We start from the raw sequence: 23,336 nt of genomic DNA, 5'->3' as shown, positions 1-23,336 counted from the left end.
CATCCGCAACTGGATCGCAGCCTGGAACACCGATCCGAAGCCCTACGTCTGGACCAAGACCGCCGACGAGATCCTCGAACGCCTCGCCTCATATCTGAATAGAATTCCTGACTCAGAAGACTAGGGCGTGTTTCGAAAGTAGCGCCGTCCGCCCGGAGGGCGGGCAGGCGGGACTTTCGAAACACGCCCTGGACGCGGCCGGCCGGCACGCCTCGACAGGGCGAGTGCGATCGAACTGGGCTTCCCGCACGACATGCTCGCCAGTGCCCGCATCCGCCGGGTGGCGGCGGGTGATCTGAAGATCGAACCCCGCCGCTGACACCCCATCGAGGTGCCAGGGGCGGCGGTGTGCCGCCCCCGGGCGCCGGGACCTGTCCGTGCGATCACACTGGATGGGCAAGTCCGCTGCGGTAGCCGTGCCGAGGAAGTATCGGGTCGCTACGGCTCGGTCACGCTTGAGCCGGTTGGTCTCCCGATCGGCGCCGGGCCTGGTCGGCCCAGTGGGAGGGGCGGCTCAGAGATGCGGGGAGCGCTGCCTTCGCGTCACCCTTGGCCGCGTTGAGCTGGGCCTGCGTGAGGAACAGGCTTCCTGTGAGGTCGGCGCCCGAGAGGTCGGCGTCACGGAAGTCCGCACCGATGAGGTCGGCCAGGCGGAGGTCGGCGCCGGTGAGATCGGCGGCGATCAGACAGGCCCCGCGGAGGTCCGCTCCGCGCAGGTCGGCGCCCCGCAGCCGGGCCCCCATGAGGTCGGCACCGCGGTGGTTGCGCTTCTTGCGGCGGGGCGCGGTGGCCCGGACGAGTTCACTGGTGCGCAGAAGCAGTCCGGCGACCCGGTCGCGGTGCCCGGCGACGTCCAGTTCCGCGAAGTCGACGGCGGGTCGCGCGGTGTGCCTTTCGGTCGCTTCCAGGGCGCGGCGGAGCTCCGGGTGCAGGGGACGTGCGGCCGGCAGCGTCAGAGCTTCGGTGAGGTACCACAGCAGTTCATGGAGCTGGCGCATGACCGGGAACACCTGGAACATCTGCGCCGCGAGGTCGGGGGACGAACGCCAGTCTCGGCCGCCGTAGGTCTCCTGGGAGACCTTCTGCCCGGCGCCGAAGCAGTCGTACACGGTGCAGCCGGAGAAGCCCTTCGGGCGTAGCCGGGTGTGGATGCCGCACCGGAAGTCGTCCTGGAGGTTGGGGCAGGGCCGTCCGGCGTCCTTGTCGATGGCGAAGTCCGACGAGGCCGTCAGTGTGAGTGCGACGCAGCAGAGGGCGAAGCAGTTCGTGCAGTCCGCGCGCAGAGCCTCCCGTACGTTGTCGGGCACGGCGGTCGGATCGTTCTCGGGCACGGGCGGCGGGTCCTCGCATGGGTGGTGCTGCGGAAAGTGCGGGTGCAGAGCACACGAGTCTATCGGTGCGACGCCCGGGAGCACCGCACCGGTCGACCTCTGCGTCCACGGCCGACTTGCACCGGCTCCTGTCGGCGTCTGCCGGTGCACACTGGGCGCGGTACGGATCACGAGGGGGACGTATGGGCACTGAGGAGAGCACCGGATTCGAGCCCGCGACCGGGGACGGCCCGCCGGCTGCCGAGCCCGCGGCGGCACGGGCCGCTTCGGTGCGGACCGCGTTCGAAGGGCTGCTGCAGATCCGTCGCCTCACCGGCGCCGGGCGGCCCGACCCCGAGGCCTTGCCCGCGCTGTGGGAACTCAACCGCCCGATGAGGGCGGTCGCCTTGGCCTTGGAGAGCTCGGGGGCGACACCTTCGGCCGTCGACCCGTCGGGGCGCCGGGTGTCGGCCGGATACCGGGTGAGCGACGGGGAGTCGGCGGGTTCGGTACGGGTCGAGTGGACCGGGCCACCCGGCAGCGGCGCCGCCCACGACGAGGAGGAGGCGTTGGCCGGCTGCGCTTCGGCCTTGCGGGAGCTGGGCTGGACGGTGCTGCTCTACCGGGGGCCCCGCAGACGGCGCTATCTGGAGGTGGAGCCGCCGAGCGGGTTGTAGGGCGATGGGGTCGGGCGGGCACGGCCGGGCTCGACGGGGCGTTGTCAGACCCATGGGAGATGCTTGACGGTCAGACAGCTCTGAGGAGGAGAAGCTGAGATGGACAACGACGAGCTCGCCGCTGCGCAGGCGTACGTCCGCCTGTTGGAGGCCACCCGAGCAGCGCTCGCGGACCCCGACGACGCACCGGTCTACCTGCCGCTGCTCACCTCTCCGATGCGGGAGGCCGACCGTGCTCTGCGCAGCGCGGGGCTGACGGGCAACGAGGACCGGTTGTTCGCTCTCGTCCGGGCGCTGCAGCCGAGCCTTTCGGGCAGCGACAGATAGCCGCGGTGGCCAGGGCTGCGCTGGACGAGCTGCGCCGGGCGGGGCCTGCGCCGGTCCGTTCTAATCGGCCTGCCCATTCTGCGTGGGGGCGTCCGTCGGCCCCGGAGCGAGACCGAGTTCCTGTTCGGCGGGGCCGAGCGGTGCGAAGAACCGGGCGACCTCCTGGTCGTCGACCTCGGCGAGGGAGCCCGGCTTCCACTGCGGTTCGTTGTCCTTGTCGATGATCCGGGCGCGCACGCCTTCCACGAAGTCAGGGTGCTCGATCGCCCGGCTGGAAACACGGAACTCCTGGTCGAGGACGGCTTCCAGGCTGTCGAGCCGGGCTGCCCGGCGAACGGCCGCGAGCGTGACCTTCAGTGCGAGGGGCGACTTGGTGAGGAGTTCGTCCGCCGCCGACTCGGCTGCCGCGACGCCACTGCCGCGCAGCCGTCGGACGATCTCCTCCATGGTGCCCGCCGCGTAGCAGGCGTCGATCCAGTCGCGCTGCGCGGCGAGCTCGCCGACGGGCGGCTCCGTGGCGAACCGCTGGACGATGCCCGCAACAGAGGTGCCAGGGTCGGCCGGCTCGCCCAGCGCTTCTGTCAGGGCCGGCAGGAGGCGGGCCGGGACGTGGTGGTCGGCCAGACCGCAGAGAACGGCGTCGGCGGCTCCGACGGAACGGCCCGTGAGCGCCAGGTGGGTGCCCAGTTCGCCGGGGGCGGCAGCCAGCAGGCGGGTGCCCCCGACATCAGGCACGAAACCGATAGCGGTCTCGGGCATGGCGACGCGTGAGCGTTCGGTGACGACACGGATTCCGGCGTGGGCCGACACCCCGACTCCGCCGCCCATCACGATGCCGTCCATCAGCGCGACGTACGGCTTGGGGAATCGGGCGATGCGGGCGTTGAGGCGGTACTCGTCACGCCAGAACTCCAGAGACGCGCGTCCCGAACGTGCGTCGTCGTGCAGGGCACGGATGTCGCCCCCGGCGCACAGGCCCCGGTCGCCCGCCCCGGACAGCAGCACCGAAACGATCGCTTCGTCCTGCTCCGCGCGGGCCAGGGCCTCGTCGAGAAGCCGCACCATGGTGTGGCTGAGGGCGTTGAGGGCCCGGGGGCGGTTCAGTGTGATGTGCAGACATGCGCCCCGCGTCTCCAGCAGGACGGGCCGGCCGTCGTTCATGTGTGCGCTCCGCTCGCTGGGCTCATGGACACCTGGGACGCCTGGGGGCGCCTTCCATGGTCGTGGATGGTCCTCGGCCGCCATTCTGCGGCCCCCGGGGACCGCGCCGGAAGCGGGGGGCTGTGCGGGGCGGGCCGCTGTGGCACTCCGATCGATACGGCTCGACAATTGAGGCCTACGGGGTGCGCCGACGCACAGCCCCGCCGGACGACCTCCGGAGCAGGAATGACCGACGACGAACGGCGGCAGGACGCCGAAGCATCTCCGCTCCGCCGGATCGACCGGAAGCCCGACGGTGAGATCCGGCCGACGGAACGCCTCGCCATGAACCGGACCGGCAGCTTCGACTGGGATCTGGACACCCGGACCCTGGACATCGACGAGGCCGGGCTCATGGTGTTCGGCGTGGATCCGGCGACGTTCGACGCACGCCCGGCCGCCCTGCTGGAGCACCTGGAACCGGCGGAACGGGCCCGGTTCGACGTCACGATCGACGAGGCCATCAGCGGCGGCGGCAATTCCTGCAGCATCCACTTCCGCGTACCGCTGGACGACGGGACCACGCAGTGGACCCATGTCCAGGCCCGTATTCTGCGATCGAAGGACGGAAAGGCCCACCGGATCGTGGGGGTCGTCCGGGATGCGACGGCGGAGGTCACCCATTCGGCCTTCGTGCTCGATCTGGAGAAGCGGCGGCAGCGCCAGACCAATATCGTTGAACGCACAACGAGTGCTATGTCCCGCGCGGTGACCGTGGACGACGTGACGGCCGCCCTCACCGGACCCGGCGGGCTGGCCCGCCTGGGCGCGGACGGGCTGGCCCTGGGGCTCGTTGAGAATTCCGCGCTGAACATCGTCGCACTGAGCGGCGAGTCGCTCGAGGTGCTGGACGGGCTCGGCTCCGGTGACCTCGACCGCAACCTCCCCCTCGCGGACACCATCCGCAGCGGGCGCCCCCGGTTCATCACCTCCCTCGCCGCGCTGGCCCGGCGCTACCCGGAACTGGAGCCGCATCTCGGGAGGCTCAGGTTCCGGGCAGCGGCGTATCTTCCGCTGGTGGCCCAGGCCCGGTCGCTCGGCGGGCTGGCCCTCTTCTACCGCGAACGCACGGTCTTCAATGCGGACGAGCGCATTCTGTGCCTGGGCCTCGCCGCCATCGTGGCCCAGTCCCTGCAACGGGCGATGCTCTTCGACGAGGAGAGGGAGTTCGCCACCCAACTCCAGTCCGCGATGCTCCCGCGCCGGATACAGGACGTCGAGGGCGGTGAGATCGCGGTCCGGTACCACGCCGCGTGGAGCGGCCGGCAGGTCGGCGGCGACTGGTACGACGTGATCACCCTCCCCAAGAACCGTTACGGGCTGGTCGTGGGGGACGTTCAGGGGCACGACACCCACGCGGCCGCCATCATGGGCCAGTTGCGCATCGCCCTGCGCGCGTACGCCGCCGAGGGCCACCCACCGGCCAGCGTGCTGGCGCGGGCCTCCCGATTCCTCGCCGAACTGGACACCGAACGCTTTGCCACCTGCACGTACGCCCAGGTCGACCTGGCGTCCGGAGCGGTGCAGGTGGTGCGGGCCGGGCATCTCAGCCCGTTGATCCGCCACCTCGACGGGCGGGTCGGCAGCCCACAGGTGCGCGGCGGGCTGCCGCTGGGCACCTCCACGGACCTCCAGGACGAGGAGTACCCGGAGACCCGGCTCGACCTGGTGCCGGGTGAGACGTTCGTGCTGTACACGGACGGGCTGGTGGAGGAGCCCGGAGCCGACCTCGACACCGGGATCGACGCTCTGCGCAACGAGGTGAGCGCCGGACCGGCCGGGGCCGAGGCGCTGGCCGACCACCTGTCGGAACGCCTGTGGGAACGGTGGGGGTCGGGGGACGATGTGGCGCTCCTAATCCTGCGCCGCAGCCCTGACGTGGGGTCGTCGCACGCGCCGCGGCTCCACCAGTACATCCACCAAGCGGACCCGGAAGGGCTCTCGGACGCCCGCGCGATCGTGCGCCAGGCCCTCGCCGACTGGGACATGGCCGAGTTCGCCGACGATGCGGAGCTCGTCACGGGCGAGTTGCTGGTGAATGTGCTCCTGCACACCGAGGGCGGGGCCGTCCTGACGCTGGAAGTGCTGCCCGAACCGGTACGGCGGATCCGGCTGTCGGTCCAGGACCGGTCCAGCGCCTGGCCCCGGCGGCGTACGCCGGGTGAGACATCCACCTCCGGCCGGGGGCTGCTTCTGATCGACGCGGTCGCCACGCGCTGGGGGATCGAGCCCCGCGGCGAGGGCAAGGCCGTCTGGTGCGAGATCGGCCCCACTCCCCCGCCGGCCACCACGCCGCCGCCGACGGTCGCGGAGCGGTGACGGACGCGGAGGGGTGGCGGACGCGGAGGGGTGGCGGACGCAGAAGGGGTACCGCCTCACCGCGGTGATGCGGCACCCCCTCGACCACGGCTCGTGCGGTCTCGGCCGCGGCTTGCCAGGTCAACTGAGCGCTGGAGCGTCAGTTCTGCGCGGTACGCCGCTTGCGGACGGCCCACAGGATGCCGCCACCGGCCAGCAGCACCGCGACGGCGGCGCCACCGATGACCGGCGTCGACGACGACGAGCCGGTCTCGGCCAGGTCCGGCGAGCTCGGGCTCGGGGCCGGCGCGGTGGGCGTGGACTCCGAAGGCTGCTCACTGGGGGTGGCACTCGGCTCGGGCGTCTCGGACGGCGTCTCCGACGGGGCCGACTCGCTCGGCGTCGGGGTCGGCTCCGTCGGCGTGGGACTGGGCTCGTCACACACCTCCGCCGTCTCCGACTTGTCGATGGAGTGCTTGCCGTCGCCGTCGGCGTCCTTGACGACCAGTCGGACGGTCACCGGCTTGTCGTGCTGGGGAAGCGTCAGCTTCTTGTGGAACTCACGGCCGAACGTCTCGGTGGGGAGCAGGTCCTTGCCGTCCACCGTGACGGTCACCGTGTTGGGGACGTCGCTCGTGTAGTTGGTGAGGTCTACAGTCACCTCGGAGCAGGTCACGGCCCAGGTGGGGGTGTGAGCCGCGGCCGGACCGGCGGAGATGACGCCTCCGGTCAGACCGACGACCGCAGCGGCCACGAGTGCTCCCGCGCCACGCCACGATCTCCTGGGTATGGTCATGGATTCTTCCTCCAGATGCTTCTCATCGCCCGAATGGCGGTGGGGCGCACAGTACTGTCATCACCCAGGCACGGCGCAGTCGCCCCGCGCCTATCCTCTCGCACCAACTCCGCCCATAACACCGTCACTTCCGGCAAGGCGGGCAGACCCCCCTGTCGCACTGTCCTCCGACGGTGGCCGAATGAGAGGGTGGGTTGGGGGATCTGTCTGCCGCCGGCCGCTCGCCGGAGCCTGGAGCGTGACCCGTTCTATGCGAATGCTGCTGATCCGTCACGGTCAGACACCGTCCAACCTCGGCCACTTCCTGGACACCGCGCGGCCTGGGCCGGCCTCACCGACCTGGGTCAGCGGCAGGCGGCGGCGCTGCCCGGAGCGCCCGCCGGGGAGGACATCGCCGCGTTTGTACGCCTCCACCCTGGCGCGTACGCAACTCACGGCCGCGCCGCTGGCCCCAGAGCGGGGCATCGAGGTCCGGATCCGTGACGGGATCCGGGAACTGTCGGCCGGTGACCTGGAGATGCGGGCCGACGAGGACGCCGTCAGGCGGTATCTGACGACCGCCTTCTCCTGATCCGGCGGGGACATCGCCCGCCGGATGCCCGGGGGCGAGAGCGGGACGGGCACGGGACAGCACTTTCCTGGGCCGGGACGGTCGTCCCGGCGGTCACCGCGAGCGGTGCGGCGGACGGCGGCCCGGCCGGGCGCACGCTTCCGGGCCCGGAGCTGTGACCGACAGCTGATCATCCCTTCGGCTGATCGCCGCGCTCGCCCCCTCCGGCGGGGGGCGGGGCGCTGGCAGGACGCTACGGCGTCACAGTGCTTTGTGCATGATGTGCAGCCCCACATAGCCCTGGGTCGGGTGGTGGAAGCCCTCCGGAAGGGTGCCGATCACGTCGAAGCCGATCGACCGGTATAGCTTGACGGCGTGGGTGTTGGTCTCGACCACCGCGTTGAACTGCATGGCCCGATACCCTTCGGCGCGAGCCCAGTCGACCGAGTGTTCGCACAGCGCGCGCCCCACTCCCCGGCCGGAGTGAGCGGGGTCGACCATATAGGTGGCGCTGGCTATGTGGGACCCGTTGCCCATGTGGTTGCGGTTCATCTTCGCCGTGCCGAGCACCGTCCCGGCATCGTCCACGGCGACGACCACTCGACTCGGCGCCGCGACGAACCACCATCCCTCGGCGTCCTCCTCACCGAGCTCGAGCGGATAGGTGAGCGTCTCGCCCGCGGAGACGATCGCATGGAAGAACGGCCAGATGGCGGGCCAGTCCTCGGAGGTTGCTTCCCTGATCAACATCCGGACAGGATGACCTATCCGAACGATCGGCGCGGAACTTTATCCGGCGCCCCGCCCACGCCACCCCAGCCTGGCGAGGAACCCCTTTCCGGTCGGCACGCCCACCGCTGCGGACTCGGACAGGACGGCCGGCGCCGCCCGGACTCGCCCGCCGTCGTCCCCGGGACGCGGGGCCGGCCGGTCCTCGCGTGCCCGGTCCAGCTCCAGCGTCAGGTTGACCCGCCGCCAGAGGATTTCGTCGGGGTCGTCGGCCAGCGTCAACTCCCCCATGGCCTCTCTCGCCACCATCGACCCCGGACGTCCGAAGACCGACTCCGGCCGGACCCGTACGAGATAGGCGCGTTCATAGGGGTCGTCCACCACTTCCGCCAGTTGCACCGGGTCCAGTGCCGACGCCTGGACCGCCGATCGCGCCCAGGGGTCCCACGTGCGGTTCAGCAGCCGGTCGATGCGCTGCGAACGCCAGTTGCGTGCCCGCCAGTCGGCACCGGACTCCAGCATCGTGCGCATCCCCAGGGGCGTCCGCCCGGCAAGCAGCTCGGGCTCCCGGGCCGCGAACGCCGCAAGCTCGTCGGCGAGGTAGAGCCAGACCACCGCACGATACCGGTTCAGATAGAACGTGACCGGTGAGACGCAGCCCGCCCGTGCGAGCCGGGTGAACCGTGCCGGAGCGATGTCCAGCAGGCCCGCTCCTTCCGCCGTGCCGACAGTGCGGACCCGCTCCGCCAGGCCGTCGGGGAAGCCCGGCTGCTCCCGCAGGCGCGCGATCTCCTCCTCATGCACCCGTGACCGCCCACCGCCCGGTGCACCGACGACGGCGATCAGCCCCAGGTGCACCGCGAGCTCGAACTGCGCACGCCGGAGGCCCAGTTCCTGGGCCGCGCGCCCGGCCGCCACCGTCGCCGCCGGGGCGGCGGACGAGGTGTGCCCGCCCTCACTCTCTGCCTCCGCGCTCACACCCCCGGCATGAGCGCCGACCCGCACGCTCGTGCGCTCGGCCCGCGCGTCCTGAGTCCTGGCGTGTGCTCGGAGCACTTCCCTGACCGTCATGACTGTCCTCCCCCGTCGGCTCGAATACTCTCCGTGATCACGGTAGCCCGAGGGAGTCATCGTCCGTCAGCCCTGTGGATAACTCGCCACCGGCGACGAGAATTGCAGGTCAGACAGGTCAGAAGGGCCCGATGTCCTCGGGACCGCCCTGGCGGACGGAGACTCCGAGGTGCTCTCCGACCCGGTTGACGAGCAGGGTCATCTCGTAGGCGACCTGGCCGACGTCGGCTTCGGCCGCCGTCAGCACGCACAGGCAGCTGCCGTCGCCCGCGGCCGTCACGAAGAGCAGTGCCTCGTCGAACTCGACCATCGTCTGGCGGGCACGGCCAGCCCGGAAGTGGCGCCCCGACCCGCGCGCCAGACTCTGCAGCCCGGAGGAGACCGCCGCCAGGTGCTCCGCGTCCTCACGGGCGAGCCCGGTGCTGGCCCCGGTGACCAGTCCGTCGTTCGACAGCACCAAGGCGTGCCGTACGTATTGCACCCTGCTGGTGAGATCGTCAAGGAGCCAGTCAAGTCCCCGGTCAAGCGGCATGTGCTCGTCCTCCCCGTACCTTCGTTCCCCGTACCCCGCTACGCGCGTAAGCCTTGCGCAACGGCCTCGTGGGGGCAAGCGCCCCTCACCGCCCAAGGTGCCGCTTCGCGCCACGCGGGGATCGGGCTCAGGATGGGCCCATGGCACACCACATGACCGATGAAGAATGGCGGGCCTTCCTCTCGGAGGGCACGCGCACGGCGAAGGTTTCCACGGTGCGGGCCGACGGCAGTCCGCACATCGCGCCCGTCTGGTTCCTTCTCGACGGCGACTCGGTGGTCTTCAACACCGGCAAGGAAAGCGTGAAGGGGCGCAATCTCGCACGCGACGGGCGGGTAGCCCTGTGCGTCGACGACGACCGGCCTCCCTACGCGTTCGCGGTGGTGCAGGGGCATGCCGAGCTGAGCGAGGACCCGGGCGAACTCCTTCGCTGGGCGACGCTGATCGCCGGCCGATACGTGGCGGCCGACGCCGCCGAGGAGTTCGGCCGGCGCAACGGCGTGCCCGGCGAACTGATCGTGCGGGTGCGGATCGACAAGGTGGTCGCGATGGCCGACATGGCCGGCTGACCGACGGGGCCTCGGCGCCGGGCCGTCAGCCGACGGAGGCGAGGAGGCGGGCGGTGTGCATGCGCCCGGCATACTCGACCGTACGGATCAGGACTTCTTTTCCGGAGGCCCGGTCGCGGGCGTCGCACGGCACGACCGGCGTGCCGGGGTCGAGGTCGAGCGCCTGCGCGACCTCGTGCTCCGTATGGTCAGGAGCGCCGGGGAAGCCGTTGACGGCGACGACGAACGGAATCCTGCTGCGCTCGAAGTGGTCGACAGCGGCGAAGCAGTCCTCCAGCCGCCGGGTGTCGGCCAGCACGATCGCCGCGAGGGCGCCCTCGCACAGCTCGTCCCACAGGAACCGGAAGCGGTCCTGGCCCGGCGTGCCGAACAGGTGGAGCGACAGGCCGGAGTGGACGGTGATACGGCCGAAATCCATCGCTACGGTCGTGGTGGCCCTCCGCTCCACGTCGCCGGTCTCGTCCTTGTGCCGCCCGCTCTCGCCCAGCGCCTCCTCCGAGTACAGCGGGCGGATCTCGCTGACCGCGCCGACCAGGGTCGTCTTCCCGGCCCCGCAGCCGCCCGCCACGACGATCTTCAGGGTGAGCGCGATGTCCTCTACGCTCATGCTCCTGCCGACGCTCCCGGAGGTGCGGTGGGCGGTGCTGGGGCTCTCGTCGCTGTCGACGTGCTCGGAGGGCATGCGTCCCCTCTTCTCTCTTCTGGAACCGCTTCGGCTTCCGGAATCGCTTCAGGTTTCAGGAATCGCTTCAGGTTTCAGGAATCGCTTCGGAGTGGTGGAATCGCTTGGGCCGACAGCATGGCAACCTGTCCGCTTCGTTCGAGCGCGTTGATCGTTCTTGACCGATGCGACTTCTCCACGGTCATTCCTTGCCGCATCCCGACCTCAATGAGTCTCTCTTCGACGGGCCGGATGCCTCGCGCGGGCCCCGGGCCCTTCCGGCACGGCCCCTACACTGGTCCTTTCGGCTGCCCGCGACGGGCAGCGGTGTCGGGTCCGTGCGTACGGCCCGGGAACGAGGAGATACGAGCGTGTCGACAGGTTCCGGCGGCGGCTTCCAGGATCCGCCCGCTGAGGTGCTCACGGAGGCCGCAGCGGCGTTCGGGCTCCTGGCGACACCGGCACGGCTGCACATCGTGTGGGCGCTGGCCCAGGGCGAGAGCGATGTGACAGGGCTCGCCGAGCGGGTGGGCGGCACGCTTCCCTCGGTCAGCCAGCATCTGACGAAGCTGAAGCTGGCCGGTCTGGTCCGTTCCCGCCGCGAAGGCCGACGGCAGGTCTACCTGGTCGACGATCCCGATGTGGTGACGGTCGTCCGGCTCATGGTCGGCCAATTGGCCGAACGCGCCGGGCACTTCTCCCAAGGGCCCGTCCGCCTGCGTGAGCTCGGTGCCTGAGAGCAGTTCAGTCGCGGGTCACGGACACATCACCGGCCGCACGGCGGCCTCCGTCACACCGTTTCCCCGGACCGGCACGAATGCCGCAACGGGAACCGGCGGAGGCCGTGAGACCGCCGCCCCGGCCTCCGCCACCGGGCCCACCTCACTGCAGCCGCTGCGCACCCTCGACAGCGGGCCGCGGGGGCTGCTGGAGACGGAGGCCGAGATCCGCCTCGGGCGGACGGGCGAGAACCTGCTGCCCGCCCGGCGGCCCGTGCCCTGGAGATGCTGCCGTTCGCCATGGCCGTCGCCGTGGGGCTCACCCCGGAGATGCTGCCGGTCATCGTCACGACGACGCTCGCGCGTGGCGCATCCCGCCTGGCCCGCACCAGCGGAGTGATCGTCAAGCGGCTCCCGGCGCTGCACGACCTGGGGGCGGTCGATGTGCTGTCCCTGGACAAGACCGGCACCCTGACCGAGGATCGGCCCGTCGTCGCAGGTTCGACCGACGGTACGGACCGGCCCGATCCGGATGTACTGCGGTGGGCGGCGATCAGCGCGCTGTGGACGCTCCAGCTGGCGGAGCTGCCCGCCGCCGACGCGCTCGACGAGGCGGTTCTGGACGCCGCCGAGGAGTGCGGTCCGTCCGCTGCCGGGGAGGTGGATCCGGACGCGCACGAGGGCGTTGCGGTAGTGCCCTTCGATCCGGTGCGCCGCGTCGCGACCGCCGTGGTCACCCCCGCGCACAAGGCCCGGATCGTCTCGGCCCTGCGCGCCAGAGGTCACACGACCGGCTTCCTCGGCGACGGCGTCAACGACCTGCACGCCCTGCACGCCGCCGATGTCGGGATCTGCCCCCGCAACGCCGTGGACGTGGCCCGGGAGGCGGCCGACGTCGTCCTGGCGGAGAAGGACCTCACCGCGATCGACCGTGCGGTGCTGGCGGGGCGGCGCAGCAGCGGGAACATCGCCACCTATCTGCGGATCACGCTCTCGTCGGACCTCGGCAATGTCATCGCCATGCTGACGGCCGGTCTGATGCTGCCCTTCCTTCCCATGCTCCCGGCGCAGGTGCTGGTGCAGAACCTCTGCTTCGACGCGGCGCAGCTGGCGTTCGCGTTCGACCGTCCGGCGGCGTCGGCCCTGCGCCGCCCCACCGTGCTGCGGCCGCGCGACTCCTGCGCTTCATCACGGGTTTCGGCCTGCTCAACGCGGCCGCCGACCTCGCCACCTTCGGGGTGCTCGCGCTCGCCCTCCACAACGCGTCCGGGGACGGCGGTGAGGCGGCGTTCCACGCCGGGTGGTTCACGGAGAACCTGCTCACCCAGGCCCTCGTGATGATCCTGCTGCGGACCGGTCGCAGTGCGGCCGAACGCCGGGCGGGTGGGCCTCTGCGGTCCGCCGCCGCGAGTCTCGCCGCCGTCGGGGTCGCCCTCCCGCTCACCCCGCTCGGGCCGTTGCTGGGCATGAGCGTCCTGCCGCCCCTCTACTACCTGTTGCTCGGCTCCGTCCTGGGGCTGTACGCGGTCGGGCTCACGGCGGCCCGCCGCCGCTACGAGCGCCGCCACCTGCTGGACGCGGCGCCGGACCACGTACGGCAGGAAGAGCAGGAAGGGAAGCGGGAAGGTAAGGGCGAGCGCGCCGAACGCTGAGGGGCGGCCGCTTCCGCCCCGAGCGACAGTTGCACAGTTGCGCAACATGGCAACTGTTGCTGCGCGAACGGAGCGAGGAGGGCGGGACCAGAATGTTGCGCAACGGCCTGGAGCCCTGGCACCCGCCGATCCTGGCGGTCATCGTGATCGTCGTCTTCGGCTCGAAGAAGCTGCCGGACACCGCCCGTGCGCTGGGGAAGTCCCTGCGCATCCTCAAGAGCGAGGCCAAGGCGATGAAGGACGAGAACGCCCGCTGACGCGCCCCGGGGCCGGGCGGCGACCTGGCGTTGCCGTCCGTCGCCCATTTCATGGCTTGCGCAATCCGGGAACCCGGAGCGCCGCGCCGAGCGTTCGTACGGGTAGCGGCCACGAGAGTGACAGCAGAACAGCACAGATCACCGGACCCGGACGCGGTGAGCCGCAGGATCCCGGATCGCACGTGCGGACCGACGGACACTGGAGGAAATTCATGGGTGTGACCCTGGCCAAGGGCGGCAACGTCTCCCTGTCGAAGGAGGCCCCCGGACTGACCGCCGTGACGGTCGGGCTCGGCTGGGACGTACGGACCACGACCGGCGCCGATCACGACCTGGATGCCAGTGCGCTGTTGTGCTCCGAGGCGGGCAAGGTCCTCTCCGACAGCCACTTCGTCTTCTACAACAACCTCACCAGCCCCGACGGTTCCGTGCGCCACACGGGTGACAACCTGACGGGTGAGGGCGAGGGCGACGACGAGTCGGTCGAGGTCGACCTGGCGTCGGTCCCCGCCGAGATCGCGAAGATCGTGTTCCCTGTCTCGATCCACGACGCCCAGAGCCGGGGCCAGAGTTTCGGTCAGGTGCGCAACGCGTTCATCCGTGTGGTGAACCGGGCCAACGGCGTCGAGCTCGCCCGTTACGACCTGAGCGAGGACGCCTCCACCGAGACCGCGATGGTCTTCGGCGAGTTGTACCGGCACGGCACCGAGTGGAAGTTCCGGGCCGTAGGCCAGGGGTACGCATCGGGCCTGGCGGGCATCGCCTCGGACTACGGCGTCAACGTCTGACCCGGCAGGTCGGCTTGCGGTGATCGCGGGGCCCGCGCCGGTTGCGCGATCATGTCCGCATGGCCGACGACCACACTCATGTCCTGGACTTCTTCACCCCGCGTGCGGCCGGCTGGGACAGCCGGTTCCCCGATGACGGTCCCGCCTATACCGCTGCGGCGGGTCTGCTGGGGCTGCGCCCCGGCGATGCCGTGCTCGACGCGGGCTGCGGGACGGGGCGTGCGCTGCCCGCGCTGCGGGCGGTGGTCGGGCCACGGGGCACGGTACTGGGCGCCGACCTGACTCCGGCCATGCTGGAGGAAGCGGCACGGGCGGGGCGAGGGGACAGCGGGACACTGCTCCGTGCCGATGTCGCGCGTCTGCCGCTGCGCGACGGAGTCCTGGACGCGGTGTTCGGAGCCGGGCTGATCTCGCATCTGGCCCGCCCCGGGGCCGATCTGACGGAACTCGCCCGGGTGGTCCGGCCGGGCGGAGTCCTGGCCCTGTTCCATCCGATCGGCCGGGCCGCCCTCGCCGCGCGTCATGGACGCACCATCACCGACGACGACCTGCGGGCCGAGCCAAGGCTGCGTGAACTTCTGGCCGGTGCGGGGTGGCGGCTGGAGTCCTACACCGACGAGGACGACCGCTTTCTCGCCCTCGCGGTAAGGCAGGCCTGAGAGCCTGTCGGGGGTGGCCTTCGATCGGAAAGCGGACGCGGTCCGGTGCGTGCGGTTCCAAGGCGCCGAGAGGTCCTCGTAGCGGAGCTGCCAGGGCATTTCGGCAACGCCGGAAGCGTGGCGTCCAGGGCGTGGGGCCCGGTCAGGGGTCACCCGTCAGGCTCTGAGCCGGGGCGCGGCCGGGGCCCGCACCGTACAGGGAGCGCCGGAGCGCTAGGGTCCCGGCGCATGGCCCGGTCGGGGCGGCCGGTCGCATCAGTCGACGGGCGACTGCGGCGGCGACGTCCTGCGGCCGGGAACCGGGCAGCCGCGGACGCCCGGCGTGGGGAACGTACCGAGCCCGGCGATCTCGTACCCGTCCGGATATCCCTTGATCTCGGGGTTCTGGCGCGCGTAGTGAGGCGTCCGCCGGGGTGGCAGGAGCCTAACGGCCCGAGCCCTGAGCCGGAGCGCGCCCCTGGTCAGCCCGCGGGCGACCGGCCCCGGGCGGCGGTAGCGGAACGCCTCGAGCAAGGAGTCGTCCAGGAGCGCGAGGCTGGCGCCGCGCACCACCGGGGCGAGGGGCGCCGGATACCAGGATCCCATCAGCGCCAGGGTGGCGTCCGAGACCCGGCGGGCTCCTTCGTCCCAGCCGAAATGCTCGTCCTCGTAGGCGTCGAGGGTGCGCTCGAAGTCCTCGTAGCTCCCCGGAAGGTCCTTGATCCCCATGCGGGCGCCGAGCGTGCGGTAGTAGGCGGCGAAGGCGGCCAGTTCGTGGCAGCAGAGGCGCCGCCAGCCGAAACCGTCCAGCCAGCGCTTCGGGGTGACGACGAACGTGCACAGGACGTAGCGCATGTCGTCGTTGCTGATGTCGTAGCTGCGGTGCATCTGGTTGATCCGGCGGACGGCCGTGCGGCCTTCGTCGGTGTCGAAGCCGTGCTCCACCACGGTGTCGAGCAGCAGGGCGGTGTCGTCGTAGCGCTTCTGGGAGCGCTCAGTCAACTCCGCCGTCTCGTCGAGGAGTCGGCCGATGCTGGGCACGGCATAGGTGCGGTAGAGGGCCAGTTCGAGGGCGCGGGTGATGTCCCAGGGGAACTCGTAGGTGACGGTGAGGCGGTAGATCTCCAGGAAGTCCCGCTCGGGGTGCAGTCGCTGAATATCTTTCAGCCGGTCGTACCGCTTCACCATGCTGCCCCCCTCGTTCGGCCGGAGGACCAAGCTTACGCGGAGGCGTCCCGCACGACCGGACCTCCGGCCTCCGCGCACCCTGGCGGGGCGGCCACGGCTCCGGTTCGCCGCTGCTCGTCGGGGCCTCGACGAGGAGGTTACCGAGTAGTTAAGGTGCGCCGACGGACCAAGGACGCAGGACCGAGCGATGGGCAGATGGGCGATGAGCGATGGGGAGGACACCATGGCCGGTACGGACGATGCGGTCGCCGACGACGCGCTGATGGTGCTGACCGCGATGCTGCTGACGCCCGCGCGGTTCCCGAGCGTGCTGGGTGACGACTACGTGGCCGCGTGCGAGGCTCTCGCGCTCGAACCGTACGAGGAGGGTTACGGCCTCGTCCTCGGGCAGGACGGCGAGGGGGCCCGGTGGACCGTGGTCGTCGAGGACGCCTCCCAGGTGGCCGTCGCCATCGCCGCGTGGGACTGCGGCATGGAGCACGACCTCTCCCCCGACGAGCGTTCCATGGTGTGCGCGCTGCCGGGCTGGCCGATGGATCTGGCCGTGTCGGCGCCCGGTGTCCCGGATCCGCACGACCCGGAGACCGACGGGGAGGGCCCCGCCCCGCTGGCCCCTCCGGACGCGGAGGCCTGGGGTCCGGCGCAACGGCGGCTCGGGGCGGACGAGATCGCCGCGCAGTGGTCGGTGTGGCGCGAGCAGATCGACGACGCGCGGTTCCCACGGCCGGGGAGCGGGGCAGCGCCGAAGAACGACACGGAGCGTGCGCCGGAGAGCGATCCCCCTGTGTCCCCCCGGCACCCCGGTGTGCGTAGGGCACTGTCGGAGGCGGACGGCTATACGAAGGCTCCGCCGCCACCCGGGCGGATCCGTTCCTCGTACGCCTCGGCGGACGCACGCACTCTGCGCGTCGACGGTCCGGGGTGGTCGATGGTGGCCCGGACCGACGACATCGCCCTGTTCCTGCTGGACGAGGAGCCGGGCACGGTCATTCCCGTCGGCCGGGGAGCCGAGCTGCCCGGTCTGCTCACCGCTCTGGAGGAACTGGCCGTCCACCCCACGTGATGCCCTCAGGGGTGGTCCGGGCTCAGCGGCCGATCTCCTTGCGGTTGATTCTGCGGAGCCTGCGCCGCTGGGACGGGTCCAGCAGCAGGTAGCCCACCACGGGAACTCCGATCACGATCAGCAGCGCCCACCAGAAACCGATCAGGGGCCACAGGATGGCTGCCGCGAGTACTCCCCCGATAGCGACCTTCGCACCATTCGACATGGTCCACGCCTCCCTTCGCGGCCGGCGCCGCTCCTGTTGTGTGAACGCGTCCGCGTTCCCTTACGTTCCCCATCGGCCGCGCTATCGCAGCGGCTCGCCCACCTCGTGCATGTGTGACAGTGCCTGCCGGTAGGACTCGATCAGTCCGGTCTCCGCGTACGGCATGCCGGTCCCGGCGCAGTGCGCCTTGACCAGGGGCTGGGCGAGCCGCAGGTTGGGGCGCGGCATGCTCGGGAAGAGGTGGTGCTCGATCTGGTAGTTCAGCCCCCCGAGGAACCAGTCCGTCAGGACGGTGCCGCGTACGTTGCGCGAGGTCAGGACCTGCCGCTGGAGGTGGCCCCAGCGCTCGCCGTCGGGGTCGGGCATTTCCATGCCCTTGTGATTCGGGGCGAAGGCCATACCCAGGTGGAGGCCGAACAGCGCGTGGAGCACCAGAGCGAAGACGATCGCCTTACCCAGGGACAGTGTGCTCAGCAGCAGCGTCGCGAAGAGGGCTATGTGCGCGGTCAGCAGCAACGCCGAGACGGCCCGCTCCCGTAGGGGCTGACGGCGCAGGAACTGGAATCCGTAGATCTTCAGCGCGACGCCTTCGAGCAACAGCATGGGAAAGAACAGGCGGGCCTGGTTCCTGGTCAGCCAGCGGGCGAAGCCCTCACGCTGCGCCGCCTGCTTCTGGGTCCAGACCAGGGCGCCGACACCGACATCGGGGTCCTTGTCGATGTGGTTGGGGTTGGCGTGGTGACGTACGTGCTTGTCGTTCCACCACGCCTCGTTCATGCCGAGGAGCAGATTGGCGTGAACGAGGCCGATCAGCCTGCTCGTCCGGCGGTCACCGGATATCTGCGCATGCCCCGCGTCGTGGGCGACGAAGGCCGTACGGGTCCACAGGACCGCCAGCGGAAGGGTCAGGAGCAGGCTCCACCAGGTGTCGCCCAGCAGGACGAAGCCGGTGATCACCGCACCCAGGGCCGCCAGGTTGACGGCGATGGCGAGCACATACCGGTCCGTGCGGCGCTCGAGCAGGCCCTGGTCCCGCACGGCACGCAGCAGCGGCGCGAAGTCGCTTCCGGCCGCCGCCCCGCGCGCACCTGCCGGGCTGTCCGGACTGCTCTCGTCGGCGGGATCCGCAACAGTGGCTGTCGCCTGGGGCATGACGTCTCCGGTCTCTGGAACTATGCGCTGACCTCATCGAACGTACGGACCGGGGGCCGGTGGGGGCCATGGCGCCACCACCCCAGGTCCCCTGGGGCAGACCCCCGTGCCCGATGGTGGGGCTGGCTGCACCATGAGGCCGGAGAGAGAAGAAAAGTGACGCATGCCACACAGCCGCACGGCCTGTCGCCGCCCAAAGTGGAGTACCCTCGGCGACTCCGCCCACTAGTCAAATTTGAGGAATCTGACATCGCTGTGCACAAGCACCCCGCCGCAACGCCCTCCGAGATCGCCGAACTGTCCCGCTGCTCCGCGGTCTTCGTCCCCGCGGACCCGGCCCGTACCGGCAAGATCGCGTTCTGGAACCCGGACGGTAGCACCCCTGCCGACACTCCCGGGCATTCGTCGGAACTGACCGTGGTCGGAGCCGGCCTCCGACCTCGTACGGTTTCGGCGCTGTGCTTCCCCGTGCGGGACGCTCTTCCGGTGCTGACCCGGGCGCGCGCCGTCGCGCAGGCCTCCCCGGCCACCGCCTTCTGGGGCGCCGCCGCGCTGCTGGCTCTCCAGTTCGTCGCCCGTGGTCTCCTGCTGCCGGGGCTGAGTTCCTCCGACCACGACGCCTGGCGCATCGGACCGTTGGGCGCCGAGGACCTCGAACGGATCCGGGAGCTGGCGGCGTCGATGCCGCCGACCGCGCACGCGACTCCCCTACCGGAGGAGGGCGACGGGAAGCCGGGCGGAGAGCGGGAGCGGAACGCGACGAACGGCGCCGTCGGCGAACCGTTTCCGCCCGAACCCTTGCTGCCCGAACCGGAGCGCCTGCTCCGCGCGTTCCTCGATGCCGTGGCCGACGCGATGCCCCGGACGCCGGCTGCCGGTCTCGCCGCCGCCGGGCCCGCGTTCACCGCCCAGCAGCCGCAACACCTGCCCGAGGGGCGCGCCTGGGCCTCCGATGTGGCGGCCGGTCACGACGCGGGCGTACGGCTCTCGTTGCGTATCGAGGTCGCGGGCGTGACCTCGTGGAAGAGCGGTGCGGAGGCGGCCTCCGACGCCGCCCCGGGAGCGGTGGGGCCGGGGTCCGGTCCGGACGTGGTCGCGCCGTCGTTCCGTGCCGTGCTGCAGATCCACAGTGTCAGCGATCCCTCCCTGGTCGCCGATGCGGCCGAAGTGTGGGCGGGCGGCTCGCGGACCGCCGCCGCGTTCGGACCACGGGCCCGGATGGACGCCCTCCTCACCCTGCGTCGGGCCGCCCGCGCCTGGCCACCGCTGGCGCCCTTGCTCTCCGCCGCGGTGCCCGACTCGGTGGAACCGGCCGACGAGGAGATCGCCGAGCTCCTCGGGCCCGCCTCGCGATCCCTGGCCGCCGCCGGTGTTCAGGTGCACTGGCCCAGGGAAATGGCCAGGAAGCTCACCGCGCGCGCGGTGATCGGACCGGACGACGCGGACTCCCCGGACCGGGAGGCCGACGGCTCGGAGGCCGGGCGTCAGGGGCGTACCACTGCGGACACGCCCTCCTTCCTCTCCGCCGACGCCCTGCTGTCGTTCGACTGGCGGTTCGCCCTGGGCGACCAGAAGCTGACCCGCGAGGAGCTGGACCGGCTCGCCGAGTCCACCAGGCCCATCGTGCGGCTGCGCGACCAATGGGTGCTCATCGACCCGGAGGAGGCGCGCCGGGCCAGGGAGACCCAGGACCGCAAGGTCACCCCGATCGACGCGCTCGGCGCGGTGCTGACCGGTTCGACGGATGTGGACGGCCGTCGCGTCGAGGTGGCGGCGACCGGCTGGCTCCAGCGGTTGCGGGACCGGCTGGCCGATCCCGAGTCCGCCGCCCAGCAGGCGATCGGGCAGCCCGAGGCGCTCACCGCGACCCTGCGCGACTACCAGTTGCGCGGTCTGAACTGGCTGAACACGATGACCTCGCTCGGCCTCGGCGGCTGCCTCGCCGACGACATGGGCCTCGGCAAGACGATCACCCTCATCGCCCTGCATCTGCATCGGCAGAGCGACCGCGACGCGGCCGGCCCGACGCTGGTGGTGTGTCCGACGTCGTTGATGGGCAACTGGCAGCGGGAGATCGAGAGGTTCGCGCCGGGCACCCCGGTCCGCCGCTTCCACGGCGCGTCGCGTTCCCTGGAAGGCCTGGTGGACGGCGAGTTCGTCCTCACGACGTACGGCACGATGCGTCTCGACGCGCCCAGGCTCGCCGCCGTGTCCTGGGGCATGGTCGTCATCGACGAGGCGCAGCACGTCAAGAACCCGCACTCGGCGACGGCCAAGCAGTTGCGCACCCTCGGTGCCCGTGCCCGCGTCGCGCTCACCGGCACCCCCGTCGAGAACAACCTCTCCGAGCTGTGGGCGATCCTGGACTGGACGACGCCCGGCCTGCTCGGCCGGCTCGCCACCTTCCGTACGCGGTACGCCGCCGCGGTCGAGGGCGGCAACGACCCGGGCGCCGCGGAGCGGCTCGCGGCGCTGGTGCGGCCGTTCCTGCTGCGCCGCCGGAAGTCCGACCCGGGGATCGCGCCCGAGCTTCCGCCGAAGACCGAGACCGACCGGGCCGTTTCGCTGACGCCGGAACAGACCGGTCTGTACGAAGCGGTGGTTCGCGAGACCCTGGCGGAGATCTCCGCCGCCGACGGCTTCGAGCGGCGGGGGCTCGTGATGAAGCTGCTGACAGCGCTGAAGCAGATCTGCAACCACCCGGCGCAGTACCTCAAGGAGGAGCAGCCGCGGATCGCGGACCGGTCGGGGAAGGTCGAGCTGCTGGACGAACTCCTGGACACGATCCTGGCCGAGCAGGGTTCGGTGCTGGTCTTCACGCAGTACGTGCAGATGGCCCGGCTGCTGGAGGAACACCTGGCCGCGCGCGGGGTGGCCACGCAGTTCCTGCACGGTGGTACGCCGGTGGCCCGCCGCGAGGAGATGGTGGCCCGCTTCCAGGCGGGCGAGGCGCCGGTGTTCCTGCTCTCCCTCAAAGCGGCGGGCACCGGGCTCAATCTCACCCGGGCCGGTCATGTCGTGCACTTCGACCGCTGGTGGAATCCGGCGGTCGAGGCGCAGGCGACGGACCGGGCGTACCGCATCGGCCAGACGCAGCCGGTGCAGGTGCACCGGCTGATCGCCGAGGGCACGATCGAGGACCGGATCGCCGAGATGCTCGCCCGCAAGCAGGGCCTGGCGGACGCGGTGCTCGGCTCCGGTGAGGCGGCACTGACCGAACTGACCGATGCGGAACTGGCCGACCTGGTCGAGCTGCGAGGGGGCGCACGATGAGCGACGGGTACGAGGACGCCTTCGCGTACGAGGACGCGTACGAGGCGGAGTCCGGGGCGGGCGGCGCGGACGCGTCCACCGCCTCGGACGGAAGCGACGACGGGGCGCCGCGGGACGGCCGGCGCGGACCGGAGCGTACGTTCTCGGCGCTTCCCCCGGCGCACGGCCGGGGTTTCGCCACCTCCTGGTGGGGCCGGGCGTGGCTCAAGGCCCTGGAGGACACGGCTCTCGACGGCCAACAGCTCAAGCAGGGCCGGCGGCTGGCCCGGGAGGGAGGGGTGGGGGCGGTCTCCGTACGGCCGGGGCGGATCACGGCCGTGGTGCGGGACCGTGACGGCACGGCGTACCGTAGCGACGTCCTGCTCCAGCAGCTCGGCGCGGGCGCCTGGGACCGGTTCCTGGACATGGCGGTGGACCGGGCCGGGCACATCGCGGCGTTGCTGGACCGGGAGATGCCGCCACACCTCGTGGAGGACGCGGCGGGCGCCGGGGTCGATCTCCTGCCCGGCATCGGGGATCTGGAGCCGGAGTGCACCTGCGGGACCTGGGACCACTGCCCGCACTCGGGTGCACTCTGCTACCAGGTGGCACGATTGCTGGACGAGGACCCGTTCGTCCTGCTGCTGATGCGGGGGCGCGACGAGCGGCGGCTGCTGGACGAGCTCCAGGTGCGCAGCACCGCCCGCGCGGTCCGGGCGGGGGACGACGGGACGCGCGAGGCCGCGGATGACGCGGAGCGGGAGGTTCGCGGGGTCCCGGCCGGGGAAGCCTTCGCGGCCGCCGGGATTCTGCCGCCGCTCCCCACTCCCCCGCCGGCCCCCGACGAGCCGGGGACCGGACCGTCGCTGGACACGGAGACCGGGCCCGTGCCCGGGATCGACCCGGCGGCGCTGGAGGTGCTGGCAGCCGACAGTGCTGTGCGGGCCCACCGGATGCTGCTGGACGCCCTGGCCCCGGGGCACGAAGGACAGCCGCTCCCCGTGGAGCTGACCCCACAGCAGGACGCGGTGCGGATGGCCGCCGACGCCCGGCCGGAGCCGCGGATCGGGGCCCGGCTGGCCACGGGGTCCGGCCGCCCGACCGCGGACCTGGACGCGGCGGTCCGCGCCTGGCGGTACGGCGGGGTCGCGGCGCTCGCCGTGCTGGACGAGGCGTGGACGCCGGATCCGGAGCAGCTGGGGCGGGCCCGTGCCCGGCTCGGTGAGGCGTGGGAGGCGGGCGAGCGGCCGGCGCTGCGGGCGAGCGGGAATGCCCGCTGGACGGTGGTGGGCACCGGCGTCCAGCTCCGGTTCGACCCGAGCGGGCGGTGGTGGCCCTACCGCAAGGAGCGAGGTCGATGGGTGCCTGCGGGGCCGGCTGACGACGATCCGGCGGGGGCGCTGGCGGGAGCCGGGGGCGGCGCGGCGGACGCGGCGGTCTGAAACGCCGGGGACCGGGCTGACGGGCCGGGGCAATGGTGGATGCCGGGGCGCTGGGGCGCTGGTGGATGCCGGGGTGCTGGGGGTGCTGGGTGCTGGGCGCTGGGCGCTGGGCGCTGGGCGCTGGGCGCTGGGCGATCACAACGCTCCGCGAGGAAGCGGCGCATCCGGATGCGTAGGGGACACGCGTCCGGAAGGCTGCTGCGGGGAACCGGACGTCCGGCGGGCTCGTCATCCGCATAGGCGGAGGGGTGATCCACAGC

The 23,336-nt window shown here is 71.6% G+C and carries 22 protein-coding genes and 2 pseudogenes; 14 read left to right on the top strand and 10 right to left on the bottom strand.

Going from position 1 to position 23,336, the window contains the following annotated elements; all coding sequences use genetic code 11:
• Positions 1–124 (top strand): annotated as a pseudogene (locus IG90_RS45935) (IS630 family transposase); the annotation flags it as partial.
• A gap of 325 nt (positions 125–449) precedes the next feature.
• Here the strand turns inward: IG90_RS45935 and IG90_RS0118120 are convergent.
• Positions 450–1,331, bottom strand: coding sequence for a pentapeptide repeat-containing protein (locus tag IG90_RS0118120; protein ID WP_051860119.1), 882 nt, complete (start codon positions 1,329–1,331; stop codon positions 450–452).
• 182 nt (positions 1,332–1,513) lie between these two features.
• Here IG90_RS0118120 and IG90_RS0118115 point away from each other — a divergent pair, with 182 nt between their 5' ends.
• Together IG90_RS0118115 and IG90_RS0118110 are read left to right on the top strand one after the other, a co-directional pair.
• The gene (locus IG90_RS0118115; RefSeq protein ID WP_030585184.1) at positions 1,514–1,987 is read left to right on the top strand and encodes a hypothetical protein; all 474 of its coding nucleotides are present in this window, start codon (positions 1,514–1,516) and stop codon (positions 1,985–1,987) included.
• A 99-nt stretch (positions 1,988–2,086) separates the two neighbouring features.
• Positions 2,087–2,314, top strand: coding sequence for a hypothetical protein (locus tag IG90_RS0118110; protein WP_030585181.1), 228 nt, complete (start codon positions 2,087–2,089; stop codon positions 2,312–2,314).
• Positions 2,315–2,374: 60 nt separating this feature from the next.
• Here IG90_RS0118110 and IG90_RS0118105 read toward each other — a convergent pair whose 3' ends face one another.
• Positions 2,375–3,475, bottom strand: coding sequence for an enoyl-CoA hydratase/isomerase family protein (locus tag IG90_RS0118105; RefSeq protein ID WP_030585178.1), 1,101 nt, complete (start codon positions 3,473–3,475; stop codon positions 2,375–2,377).
• 225 nt (positions 3,476–3,700) lie between these two features.
• Between IG90_RS0118105 and IG90_RS0118100 the strand changes: the two genes are divergently transcribed.
• A complete protein-coding gene (locus tag IG90_RS0118100; RefSeq protein ID WP_030585176.1) occupies positions 3,701–5,833 on the top strand; it encodes a SpoIIE family protein phosphatase in 2,133 nt (710 codons plus the stop codon).
• 139 nt (positions 5,834–5,972) lie between these two features.
• Here the strand turns inward: IG90_RS0118100 and IG90_RS0118095 are convergent, their stop codons facing one another.
• The gene (locus tag IG90_RS0118095) at positions 5,973–6,608 is read right to left on the bottom strand and encodes an LAETG motif-containing sortase-dependent surface protein (RefSeq protein WP_051860118.1); all 636 of its coding nucleotides are present in this window, start codon (positions 6,606–6,608) and stop codon (positions 5,973–5,975) included.
• A 238-nt stretch (positions 6,609–6,846) separates the two neighbouring features.
• Between IG90_RS0118095 and IG90_RS44330 the strand changes: the two genes are divergently transcribed.
• Positions 6,847–7,179, top strand: a complete 333-nt coding sequence (locus IG90_RS44330) for a histidine phosphatase family protein (RefSeq protein ID WP_157846317.1) — start codon at positions 6,847–6,849, stop codon at positions 7,177–7,179.
• Between the two features lie 240 nt (positions 7,180–7,419).
• Here the strand turns inward: IG90_RS44330 and IG90_RS0118085 are convergent, their stop codons facing one another.
• The 3 genes from IG90_RS0118085 to IG90_RS0118075 all read right to left on the bottom strand — a co-directional run bounded on the left by IG90_RS0118085 (position 7,420) and on the right by IG90_RS0118075 (position 9,490).
• On the bottom strand, positions 7,420–7,908 hold the full coding sequence (locus IG90_RS0118085) for a GNAT family N-acetyltransferase (protein ID WP_030585169.1): 489 nt from the start codon (positions 7,906–7,908) through the stop codon (positions 7,420–7,422).
• Positions 7,909–7,947: 39 nt separating this feature from the next.
• On the bottom strand, positions 7,948–8,958 hold the full coding sequence (locus IG90_RS0118080; RefSeq protein ID WP_030585166.1) for a DUF6397 family protein: 1,011 nt from the start codon (positions 8,956–8,958) through the stop codon (positions 7,948–7,950).
• Between the two features lie 118 nt (positions 8,959–9,076).
• Positions 9,077–9,490 (bottom strand): roadblock/LC7 domain-containing protein, encoded by a 414-nt coding sequence (locus IG90_RS0118075; protein WP_030585163.1) that lies wholly within the window; start codon positions 9,488–9,490, stop codon positions 9,077–9,079.
• Between the two features lie 140 nt (positions 9,491–9,630).
• Here IG90_RS0118075 and IG90_RS0118070 point away from each other — a divergent pair, with 140 nt between their 5' ends.
• Positions 9,631–10,059, top strand: a complete 429-nt coding sequence (locus tag IG90_RS0118070; protein ID WP_030585160.1) for a PPOX class F420-dependent oxidoreductase — start codon at positions 9,631–9,633, stop codon at positions 10,057–10,059.
• Between the two features lie 25 nt (positions 10,060–10,084).
• On the opposite strand, the gene IG90_RS0118065 is transcribed toward IG90_RS0118070, so the two are convergent.
• The gene (locus IG90_RS0118065; protein ID WP_030585157.1) at positions 10,085–10,741 is read right to left on the bottom strand and encodes a GTP-binding protein; all 657 of its coding nucleotides are present in this window, start codon (positions 10,739–10,741) and stop codon (positions 10,085–10,087) included.
• A gap of 350 nt (positions 10,742–11,091) precedes the next feature.
• Here IG90_RS0118065 and IG90_RS0118060 point away from each other — a divergent pair, with 350 nt between their 5' ends.
• The 5 genes and pseudogenes from IG90_RS0118060 (at position 11,092) to IG90_RS0118040 (ending at position 14,795) form a co-directional block, all read left to right on the top strand.
• On the top strand, positions 11,092–11,457 hold the full coding sequence (locus IG90_RS0118060) for an ArsR/SmtB family transcription factor (protein ID WP_030585154.1): 366 nt from the start codon (positions 11,092–11,094) through the stop codon (positions 11,455–11,457).
• Positions 11,458–11,712: 255 nt separating this feature from the next.
• Positions 11,713–13,091, top strand: a pseudogene (locus tag IG90_RS39515) (HAD-IC family P-type ATPase); the annotation flags it as partial.
• Positions 13,092–13,183: 92 nt separating this feature from the next.
• On the top strand, positions 13,184–13,348 hold the full coding sequence (gene tatA / locus IG90_RS0118050; RefSeq protein ID WP_030585151.1) for a Sec-independent protein translocase subunit TatA: 165 nt from the start codon (positions 13,184–13,186) through the stop codon (positions 13,346–13,348).
• A gap of 212 nt (positions 13,349–13,560) precedes the next feature.
• Positions 13,561–14,136, top strand: a complete 576-nt coding sequence (locus IG90_RS0118045; RefSeq protein WP_030585148.1) for a TerD family protein — start codon at positions 13,561–13,563, stop codon at positions 14,134–14,136.
• Positions 14,137–14,195: 59 nt separating this feature from the next.
• Positions 14,196–14,795: a class I SAM-dependent methyltransferase gene (locus IG90_RS0118040; RefSeq protein ID WP_030585145.1), complete on the top strand. Its 600-nt coding sequence runs from the start codon at positions 14,196–14,198 to the stop codon at positions 14,793–14,795.
• Between the two features lie 255 nt (positions 14,796–15,050).
• Here the strand turns inward: IG90_RS0118040 and IG90_RS0118035 are convergent, their stop codons facing one another.
• Positions 15,051–15,962 carry an oxygenase MpaB family protein gene (locus IG90_RS0118035; RefSeq protein WP_030585142.1) on the bottom strand — a complete coding sequence of 304 codons (912 nt, stop codon included), beginning with the start codon at positions 15,960–15,962 and terminating at the stop codon, positions 15,051–15,053.
• Between the two features lie 202 nt (positions 15,963–16,164).
• Here IG90_RS0118035 and IG90_RS0118030 point away from each other — a divergent pair, with 202 nt between their 5' ends.
• On the top strand, positions 16,165–17,025 hold the full coding sequence (locus IG90_RS0118030; protein WP_030585139.1) for a hypothetical protein: 861 nt from the start codon (positions 16,165–16,167) through the stop codon (positions 17,023–17,025).
• A gap of 22 nt (positions 17,026–17,047) precedes the next feature.
• Here the strand turns inward: IG90_RS0118030 and IG90_RS0118025 are convergent, their stop codons facing one another.
• Both IG90_RS0118025 and IG90_RS0118020 read right to left on the bottom strand, forming a co-directional pair.
• Positions 17,048–17,230, bottom strand: a complete 183-nt coding sequence (locus IG90_RS0118025) for a hypothetical protein (protein WP_030585137.1) — start codon at positions 17,228–17,230, stop codon at positions 17,048–17,050.
• 81 nt (positions 17,231–17,311) lie between these two features.
• Positions 17,312–18,382, bottom strand: a complete 1,071-nt coding sequence (locus IG90_RS0118020; protein WP_030585135.1) for an acyl-CoA desaturase — start codon at positions 18,380–18,382, stop codon at positions 17,312–17,314.
• Positions 18,383–18,637: 255 nt separating this feature from the next.
• Between IG90_RS0118020 and IG90_RS0118015 the strand changes: the two genes are divergently transcribed.
• A complete protein-coding gene (locus tag IG90_RS0118015) occupies positions 18,638–21,655 on the top strand; it encodes a DEAD/DEAH box helicase (RefSeq protein WP_030585133.1) in 3,018 nt (1,005 codons plus the stop codon).
• Positions 21,652–23,076 (top strand): SWIM zinc finger family protein, encoded by a 1,425-nt coding sequence (locus IG90_RS0118010; RefSeq protein ID WP_030585132.1) that lies wholly within the window; start codon positions 21,652–21,654, stop codon positions 23,074–23,076. Before IG90_RS0118015 ends, IG90_RS0118010 begins: the two co-directional genes overlap by 4 nt.
• The last annotated feature ends 260 nt before the right edge of the window (positions 23,077–23,336 follow it).

Source organism: Streptomyces anulatus (assembly GCF_000721175.1).
GTDB classification, from domain to species: Bacteria; Actinomycetota; Actinomycetes; order Streptomycetales; family Streptomycetaceae; genus Streptomyces; species Streptomyces anulatus_C.
This window is presented reverse-complemented; position numbering and strand designations above follow the sequence as displayed.